Below are 8876 nucleotides of genomic sequence, written 5' to 3' on the forward strand. Positions count from 1 at the left end.
CCCGCTTGCGCGTGCGTTTCGTTGAAAGATCCAGACCAAGACCAAGCTGTGTCATCGAGGTACCCCTTAAACCTGCCTTCTCCCAGGATAGTCCACCGAGACGTCAACGCCAGGACTTTTGCAGACCCTCCCTAGCATGTTGTGCACAGCAGGCACGCTGCAAGTAAGCGTTACCCTCACAGACTTCATGACGCTCGAAATCTATCCATACTTCAGCGACGCCCAAAACTACGTGCAAGTACTCGAGAACCCGCCCGAAGCTCGTTGCGCCGGCTTCCCAGGCTTTTTATCGGCTTTCCTGCATGGTTAGCGATCGCAACGTCCGGCGAGTTTGAGTAACGATTTGCACAAGAGATTCGCTCCCGCCTCTAGCTGCTCTGGCGCGGTCCATTCATCTTCGTGATGGCTGATACCACTTCGTGAAGGAACAAAAATCATTCCGGTCGAGACAACTTTGGAGAGCCGGCACGCGTCGTGCATCGCACCACTGGTCATCCGCAATGCCTTATAACCGTCACTCAGAGCCGATGATTCGACGATATCCACGATTTCATGGTTGAATTGGATAGCTGGAACGCGCATCGTAGATCTCACCGTCGCTTCAACTCGCTCATCCGCCGCGAACGTCGCTGCAATGTCGCTCACGGATTGCTCGATCCGATCAAGTACTGCCTCGCTCTGATGCCGCAGATCAATGGTAAAAGACGAAAAGCCGGGAACCGTATTCGGTTACCTGGGCTGAACGGCAACTCTTCCAATTGTGAATCGAACTTCGCTATCGAGAGAAAGCGCAAACCGCCTCATTGCTTCGGCCATTCGCGCAACCGCGAAAAAGCTGTCTTGCCTGTCATCCATCGGGGTTGTGCCGGCATGACGATCACTGCCGGATACATCTACTTCGTACCAGCGAACACCCTGAACGCCCGTGACGACGCCGATTTCCCGACGGCAACGCTCGAGGACCGGTCCTTGCTCAATATGAAGTTCAATGTAAGCGGCAGGCTTGATAGCGTCTCTGTCCATCGAGCCGGCGTAACCGATGCGTCCGAGTTCAGCGATGAAGTTCTTGCCATCGGCGCCAGTGATTGCCGAGGCTGCCCCTATGTCGATATGCCCCGAAAAGCCGCTCGAACCCGTGAGCCCCGGTGAGAATCGCGCACCTTCCTCATTGGTCCAGTCAATGACGACTATCGGTCTGCTCGTTCGAATGTTGTGATCATTCAACGTACGGATGACTTCAAGGCCGGCCAAGACGCCATAAACGCCGTCCAGCTTACCTCCATTCGGTTGCGTGTCCAGATGGCTACCAGTAAGCACCATGCCACTGTCCCCGTCCGAGCCGCAGCGAACCGCAAAGATGTTTCCAAAAGCATCGACGTGAACCTGACATCCGGCTTCAGTGCACCATTCAACGAAACGGTCTCGCCCCTGTTTGTCTTCATCAGTGAGAGCGATCCGACAACAGCCCCCATTCGATTTGATCCCGAAACGAGCCATTTCGGCGATGGATTGTTCAAGTCTCGGTAAGTTAATCTTCGGAAATGTATTCATCGCTTGTCCAGGCAAAGGTTCGGGGTTCCAATGCTTGCTTATTCGCCCCGCTACCAAGTCAGTCTCGTCGGCTAGATCAGGTTAAACCAGGTGGTCTTCAACGCTGTGTACTTTTCGAGCGCATGCAGCGATAGGTCACGACCGATACGCGGTCTGATCATAGCCGTTCAAGCTGGTTGCCACATCATCCGCGTTGCGAATCCCGTAAAACGGCAGCTCCTCGACCATCAAACGCGCGACGATCTCGATCTTGCCGCGATCTGCAACGCGGTCTTCTGCGACAGGATCTCCCGCTGCCCGACCAGGAACGTAAAGAGCTTGATTTGTTGCCGGTCGAGCGCGTCGTGCACATCGCGCAACCACTCGTATTCGTTATCGTTGTAGCGCTGCGCCTCATCGCAAAACAGCAGCAGCGTCCCACTGCCCTCCCGCTCGGCCGCCTCGCGGATACGCAAGGTCAGGCGCATCCGTTTGGCGGAGTTGATGCCCGCATTTGGCGCGTGGTCGCCGACCGCTTCCAGCAGGTTCACGACGAACGGCCCCTCCGCGTGAGAGGGTTTGTGTTCGCACTGCGCGTGGTAGCTCGTCAATTTCGGCAGGTCGCGGGCCAGCAGCAACCGCATACTCGATCGCGCGGGTCTTGCCGATGCGCGGGGGACCGTAGATCAACGCCCCCATGATCGGGTAGCGCAAGCATTTCATCACAAGTTCGTGGAGCACTTCGATCGCGGGCGTCGCGATTCGGTAGTTGCCGGTCGCCAGCGGACGAAGCGAAGGATCGATGGGACGTGGAATCTCGACGGACATGATGCCCTCCTCTCGGAAGCGGTGGATCAACCTACCTGGCCGGTACCGATCTTCAGCTTGCGTGGATGGACCCTCGCCCGGGAGGTTTCGGACTGCCCTACATTGGGAGCCATGTCGGAGACGGCGGTCTGTCAATGCCGACCGTAATTTCCCCAAGGGGGATTATTTATCCGACAGCGACAGCCTGTCGCTACGACGCAGGGACGTGCGCGGTGCCGGCGATGCCTCGCCGGCCGACGGTGGCCGCAATGATTCGAAATCGGGCTGCGCCCCGAAGCCCGACGGTGTGCTCGCCTTGGCCGCGGCGGCGGCCCCCGAACCGGCGAATAGCGGGGCGGCGGATGATCCATTGGCAGGCGACGCAGCAGCCGAATCGGTAGTTGAAACGGCCGTCGAAGCATCCGGCGCAGTAGCCAATGAATCCTCGGCGCCGAGTGCAACCGGCGCGGCGAAGTCGGCCACCTGTCGCACACCGGCGCCCGTGGCTTCGTGCGCGGGCACGGTCTGGACCGGTGATGCGCTCCACGCGCCGCCCGGAGCGAAGCTCCGTGGCGCCGTGCTGCTGAAATAGGAGGACGCCGGAGACGGCTAACCGTAGGCACCGGCGGACAACGGCGTGTTATCGCTCATGACGAGGGTCTGGCTCGCCCTTCACGCGAATAAAGAGATGAGAGATACGTTATCTTTCAAACGTACCACGGGTAGACGGGAGCGCCGCCCACCCGTGGAGCATTGTTCTACATCTTTGGATGTCAGAATCGGTGACGCATACCGACAACCACCAGTGTCTGGGAGTTACCGTTTCCGGTCAGCCCATATGAACCCACCGATGCAACTGCGTCAACGAGCCCTCCGGCGACGGTTCGCTGCGTTCCGCTCGCATGCTGGTAAGCGGCAACCGCGTAGAAGTCCGTGCGCTTCGACAAGGCGTAGGTAACGCCCCCCGTCACCTGGTTATACGTTGCAGACGTATCACCTCCAGCGCGGGTGTAGATGTACCCGATTCCGCCAAGGACACTGGGAGTAATCTGATAGAGGGCATACACTTTTCCCGAATTGAAGTGCTCTTGCGATTTGAACGTCGACTGCGCGTCCGCGTTAAACGCCGAATAGCTATACACAGCTCCGAGGGTCAACGCAGAAAGCTGGTAGCGGGCCGCCGCATGCGCAATTCCGATCGATGCCGCTGTTTGATAGCCGTTGCTGATGGGTCCGTCAAAAATCGAATCCATCGTACCGCTCCAGGTGGTCCGCAGCTGTCCCGGGGCAGCCGCAGTATTACTTCCATGAAGATAGCCTGCCGCGATGCTCAAGGGTCCGCCGGTATAACTGGCTGCCGCAGAGTAGGTATTTCCTGAGCCAGGTTGCCCCGCCACACCGTTCAGTGCGTACAGTCCTTCGAACCGGATACCTCCAAACAAGGGGCTAACGTATTTGATTGCGTTCGAGATGCGCGCACTGTTGTCGTTGTTATCGACGTCTCCGGGGGTTGTGGCTGGAGATCCGAAGACGCTTTCGAGTGTCAACCCTTGAACCTTGTCAACCATCGGGTCATACTGCCGCCCCAGCTTAAGAGTGCCGACACTGGCGCTCGTGATACCGACCCACGACTGCCGGCCAAATTCGCGCCCACCTTGACCAAGTGTCCCGGTGCCAACATTAAAACCATTTTCAATCTGAAAGATTGCCGCCAACCCACCACCTAGGTCTTCTACGCCTTTCAAACCCCATCGATCACCATTGAGATTACCGTTCATCATCGCATAGCGGCTGCCTTGATTGGTGTTGACGTAGCCAAAACCTGCGTCAATCAAACCGTACAAGGTAACGCTCGATTCCGCATGGGCCACGCCAGCGAGTGCGGTTGACGCCAACACAACAGCAACAGACTTTTTCTTTTGCATTTGATCTCCATGAATCGTTGAATAATGACTGCGCAGACTGAGACACAGTGCCCTGTTTTTATATGTTGTACTAAGTTGATAGCCATCCGCCATGCCCCCCGTCGTGACCGGACCGCGTCTTGAACAAGTCCGACGTTCCCCATCACGTACACATGTCCATTTGAATTCGAACGGACACGGTCGACAGCGCGTCCGAATCAAGGTGACTCCTACGGAGTGGCGTTACGGCTGGATTGCGTCAAGCTCAAGCATCGCTATCAAACATGAACAGTTGTTGATTCATACAACGACGACTGTTACTGCCGACAACCGCGGACCCCGGTCAGCGGGGCAGGCATCCGTGCCGCGTCAGCGACGTTCGTCCCCACTCCGGAAGCCGAGCCGACGCATGGTAGAAAGCTCGCCTGCAAGGGATGAGCGTCAGACGCGGCACGCCGTCGGGGGCCAGCAGAGAGCACGCCCGCCCCCGGCCCCACTGTCACTCGCCAGGCCGTCTGGGACTGCGACGGGCTCGTTCTCAGGCGGCTTGTTGCGGCAAGCGGGGGGGAGTGCGGCGGGCATCAGACAGGTGAATGGGTCAAGCGCACTTTGTCGCCGGAACTCATCCTTGATGGCCGTACGGAGCCTATCGTCCGTCAAGACGTCCGCTCCGGTTGCCGCCATGATCTTTGCGGCATAGGCCAAACCCTTGCGGGCCGGATCCGAATTGCTCTGCGCGGTCCATTGCCAAGTGTGGGACGGCGGGCCAATGACATGAGTCGCCGCCAGAAGCTGCACTGTTGGCACCGTGCGACTCACATCACCGACGTCCGTCGATCCCATGACCGGCTCAGTGACGTCGCGCAACGGCCAGACTTCGTCACACAGCACCGTGTGCTCGCGCGGCGCGAGCTGCCACAACTCGTAGGAAGCAGCGATCGCTTTCGCCGAACAGGACGTCTGAAAAGGCGCTGCGATTGCGCGGTCACGTTCGTCGAAGCCAGTAGGCCCCAACTTCACCAAATTGGCGTGGAGCGCTTCTTCCAAGGGACGATTGCGAAGCAAGCTTGCGACCGCAGCGTGCACGTCTTCGCTCACCTCGGTCTCTGTCATCAACGCTGCGCCTTTGGCTACCTTGCGGACCCGTTCGGCCAGTTCGACCAATTCCGTCTGTTGGGCCGCGCGGATCGAATAACGAACCGTAGCGTGGCTCTGCACGACATTCGGCGCGATGCCGCCCGCATCGATAATGGCATAGTGTATGCGGGCATGGCGCGACATGTGCTCGCGCATATAGTTTACGCCGACGTTCATGAGTTCGACGGCGTCCAGCGCGCTGCGGCCGAGATGGGGCGTAGCTGCAGCATGGGCGGTGCGCCCCGTAAAGCTGAAGTCGATTCCGAGAGTGGCGAGAGAGCCAGAGTCCCATACCATGTTAAAAAAGGCTGGATGCCACGTGATGGCGGCGTCGACGTCGTCGAAGGCGCCTGCGCGCGCCATAAAAGCCTTGCCCGCTCCGCCCTCCTCTGCTGGACAGCCGTAGTAACGCACGCGCCCTTTCAATCCGTTAGCCGCGAGATAGTCCTTCACAGCCGTCGCCGCCAGGAGAGCCGCGGCGCCAAGAAGGTTATGCCCACACCCGTGTCCGTGTCCGTCCTTTTCGACCGGCGAGAACTCGGCCAGTCCGGCCGCCTGGCTCAGTCCCGGAAGCGCGTCGTATTCGCCCAGGAACGCGATGATGGGTCCGCCTTCGCCGGCCTCACCCATAACGGCGGTCGGAATGCCGGCGACATTTCGGACAATGCGAAACCCCTCCTGCTCCAGCATCGCCACATGCTCCGTAACCGATCTGAACTCGTTATAGGACAGTTCAGGCGTTGCCCATACTTTGTCACTGAGCACGAAGAAGTCTTCCTTTTTTACATCGACGAGGTTCCAGATTTCTTCCGCGACTGCCATTGATTTGCCTCTCTGCATCAGTTGAAAATAGGTTTGAAACTCTAGCCTTCCGAGGGACAGTCCGCCTTCAATCCAACACAACTCCATTCGCGTGACCGAATCGGTCAAGACCTTTTGGAAAGGCCATGATGGCAAACAGCATGACCGCGCTTGCCATAACCGCATAGAACGCGGGAGAAGCGGGATTGCCGGTGTGTTTCAGCAACCAGGTGACGACAACCTGTGCGGTGCCACCGAAGCTAGTGATCGGAACGGCATAAGTGACACTGAGGCCGAGAGCTCGCACGCGCGCCGGCAACGCTTCGCCAATCAGCATCAGAACCGAAGGTCCCGCCACGGCCGGCATGGCACTCATCAATATGGTGGCGATGAGCAAGGTCGACACGCTCTGCGAGAGAATAAGAAGGTGGTATGCCGGGTAGATTCCCGCGAGCAGGACCGTGTATGGAAGCGCCACTATGACCCGGACGTTATAGCGATCACAGAGCCACCCACCAAGCAGACCGAACACGATCAGCGACGCACCTAACACTATCGCCGAAAACATGCCGATATGCGGCGGCATTTTCAGTACCGCGATGGAGTATGTGGTCATGTAGACCGCTACGTAGAAAACCGCGGTGCTAGCTCCCAGCATCGCCATACCGGGCAAAATGGCTCGGCGATGGCGCCACAAATCGCGCCATGGAGTGGCCGTCGTATTCGCCCCACGGCTACGGCCATCGAAGGTCTCGGGCATCTGTTTGCGCAAGTAGAGCGCAACCGGGACGAGTAGGAGCCCAAGGGCGAACGCTAATCGCCATCCCCAACTCTGCATGTTCTCCGGCGCCAGTAGCGATGTGAACGTGACGCCGACAATCCCTGCGGCGAAACCCGAAATGCCCTGGCTGGCGGTCGACCAACTCGTATAGAAACCGCGTCGCCCCTCGGGAGCAGCTTCCATAAGGAATGCGACGGCCGGCCCGACTTCGCCGCCCAAGCCGAACCCCTGGATGAGCCGGCTGATGACCACGATGATCGGAGCGGCGACACCGATGGTAGCCTGATCGGGAGTCAAGGCCAGTCCCATAGTGCCGACAATGATCAGCGCGATGGTAAGAAGCAAGGCCGGCTTGCGTCCGAGGCGGTCGCCGAGCCGGCCGATGAACAGCGCACCAAGAGGGCGAGTCACGAAACCCACCCCAAAAACTGCGACGGAAGCAAGAATTCCTGTCAGTCCGTCCAAGGATGGAAAGAAAGCCCTTGCTGCGTAGACCGCGAAGAACGAGTAGATCCCAAAATCGTAGAACTCAAGAGCATTGCCCGCGATCGCCGCAACAACCGCTCTCGTAGGCACTCGTCGTTCCGATTGCGCGAATCGCGAGTGTGGCGGCCGGCGCTCATCAAGCACAGTCATCTTCTGTCTCCATTGGGCGAATTCTTCGTTCGCGGTTCGTGATTCGTTGCTGTCCTCCACTAACGAATGCAGTGGCATCGATAGAAGTCTGCCTCGCTGATGTGAATGACACAATCCGGCCAAAATAGGTCAGGTATTTGAAACCCGTATAGGGTGCGCCTCGATACCGATACTGGATCGACTCGCCAGCATCCGGTGCTTCACTAGGGTAGACTTGATACGTCCTTTGAAGTAATTCTCACAAAAGACCGTACCGACATTCGAACTGGCGAGCCACGTGAAAACATCAGACGGAGCGTGTCACTACGTCAGCATTCAATACAGACAACGACTGACTGAGGCTAGAATCGACCCGTCGGTCGGCAGCCGGCCGACGACCGCGAGAACGCGCTGCATGAACCGATGAACGGCATCTCCAAGACGGAACCGTTTCATCGCCGCGCCCCTTGGAAAACGAGGGAATCCGTCGAATAGGCAACCCTGGAATGTGTGGGCTGGCAAGACCGTCATCGTCTGATGGAATCGCTCGGCTATCTCCCGCACGCTGGGGCTGAAGCAAGCTATTACAGGCAAGTCTGAAGTGCCTGCATGTAGTTAAACCAACCAGCCTGCGGTTCAGCTCGCTTGCACGTGTCCGCAACACAGCGATGATCGGACTCTTGGATCGGAGCGACAATGACTGTGCGTGTGACTGTGCGTGGAAAGCACATTCAGCGGATCCTCACATCGGCCACACAAAGGGCTGTTAGCTTACTCAAAGCTATCCGGAATCATCTCCGTCTTTCCCGGCAATCGTACTCGTGGATAAGTCTTGTAAAGAACGTCGTCCGAAAAGCCTCTCACATTCGATTTTGAACGCCTCGATCTCTCGCCACTTCTCCGCAGAGGAAAGGCCAGGCTCCGTCGCTAGCACGGACGCTGCTTGATCGAGCTCAGCCTCGCTGAATTGACGCCGCCAACCAAGTCCGGTGCGCCGAAAAAGAAGATCCATGAGGGTCACGGCATGTTCTTTCTGTATGCCATGCTGGAGATCTGATAGTCGTGTTGACAGCCCCGATACCAATGCGGGCGAACTGTCGCTTGCGGGCGGCTGCTTTGGCGCATAGTCTGGTCGTTGCCGTCGGCGCCGGGGTCTTAGCCGCTTTGCCACCGCCTTAGAGCGTGTTAGGAACTTCGATTGAGACCTGGTATCCTGGCGGGATGAAAACAACGGACCGCAAAGGGTATCCGACTGATGTGTCGGATGAGGAATGGAGTTTCGCGGCGCCGTATCTGACGCT

Annotated in this window: 5 protein-coding genes and 3 pseudogenes; 2 read left to right on the forward strand and 6 right to left on the reverse strand. The window is 58.2% G+C overall.

Features of this window, described 5'->3' with window-relative positions:
• Positions 1–306 precede the first annotated feature (306 nt).
• The 6 genes and pseudogenes from AB3X96_RS41470 to AB3X96_RS41495 form a co-directional block, all read right to left on the reverse strand.
• On the reverse strand, positions 307–645 hold the full coding sequence (locus tag AB3X96_RS41470; RefSeq protein WP_368594283.1) for a M20/M25/M40 family metallo-hydrolase: 339 nt from the start codon (positions 643–645) through the stop codon (positions 307–309).
• Between the two features lie 84 nt (positions 646–729).
• Entirely contained in the window at positions 730–1551 is an 822-nt protein-coding gene (locus tag AB3X96_RS41475; RefSeq protein ID WP_368594284.1) for a hydantoinase/carbamoylase family amidase, read from the reverse strand.
• A 144-nt stretch (positions 1552–1695) separates the two neighbouring features.
• A pseudogene (locus tag AB3X96_RS41480) lies at positions 1696–2358 on the reverse strand (AAA family ATPase); the annotation flags it as partial.
• A 752-nt stretch (positions 2359–3110) separates the two neighbouring features.
• Positions 3111–4262 (reverse strand): porin, encoded by a 1152-nt coding sequence (locus AB3X96_RS41485; protein ID WP_368594285.1) that lies wholly within the window; start codon positions 4260–4262, stop codon positions 3111–3113.
• A gap of 420 nt (positions 4263–4682) precedes the next feature.
• Positions 4683–6200 carry an amidohydrolase gene (locus tag AB3X96_RS41490; protein WP_368594286.1) on the reverse strand — a complete coding sequence of 506 codons (1518 nt, stop codon included), beginning with the start codon at positions 6198–6200 and terminating at the stop codon, positions 4683–4685.
• A 67-nt stretch (positions 6201–6267) separates the two neighbouring features.
• Positions 6268–7596 (reverse strand): MFS transporter, encoded by a 1329-nt coding sequence (locus tag AB3X96_RS41495; RefSeq protein WP_368594287.1) that lies wholly within the window; start codon positions 7594–7596, stop codon positions 6268–6270.
• Between the two features lie 304 nt (positions 7597–7900).
• Between AB3X96_RS41495 and AB3X96_RS41500 the strand changes: the two are divergent.
• A pseudogene (locus AB3X96_RS41500) lies at positions 7901–8175 on the forward strand (IS3 family transposase); the annotation flags it as partial.
• 621 nt (positions 8176–8796) lie between these two features.
• A pseudogene (locus AB3X96_RS41505) lies at positions 8797–8876 on the forward strand (IS5/IS1182 family transposase); the annotation flags it as partial.

This window comes from Paraburkholderia sp. BR13439, assembly GCF_040948805.1.
GTDB lineage: Bacteria > Pseudomonadota > Gammaproteobacteria > Burkholderiales > Burkholderiaceae > Paraburkholderia > Paraburkholderia youngii.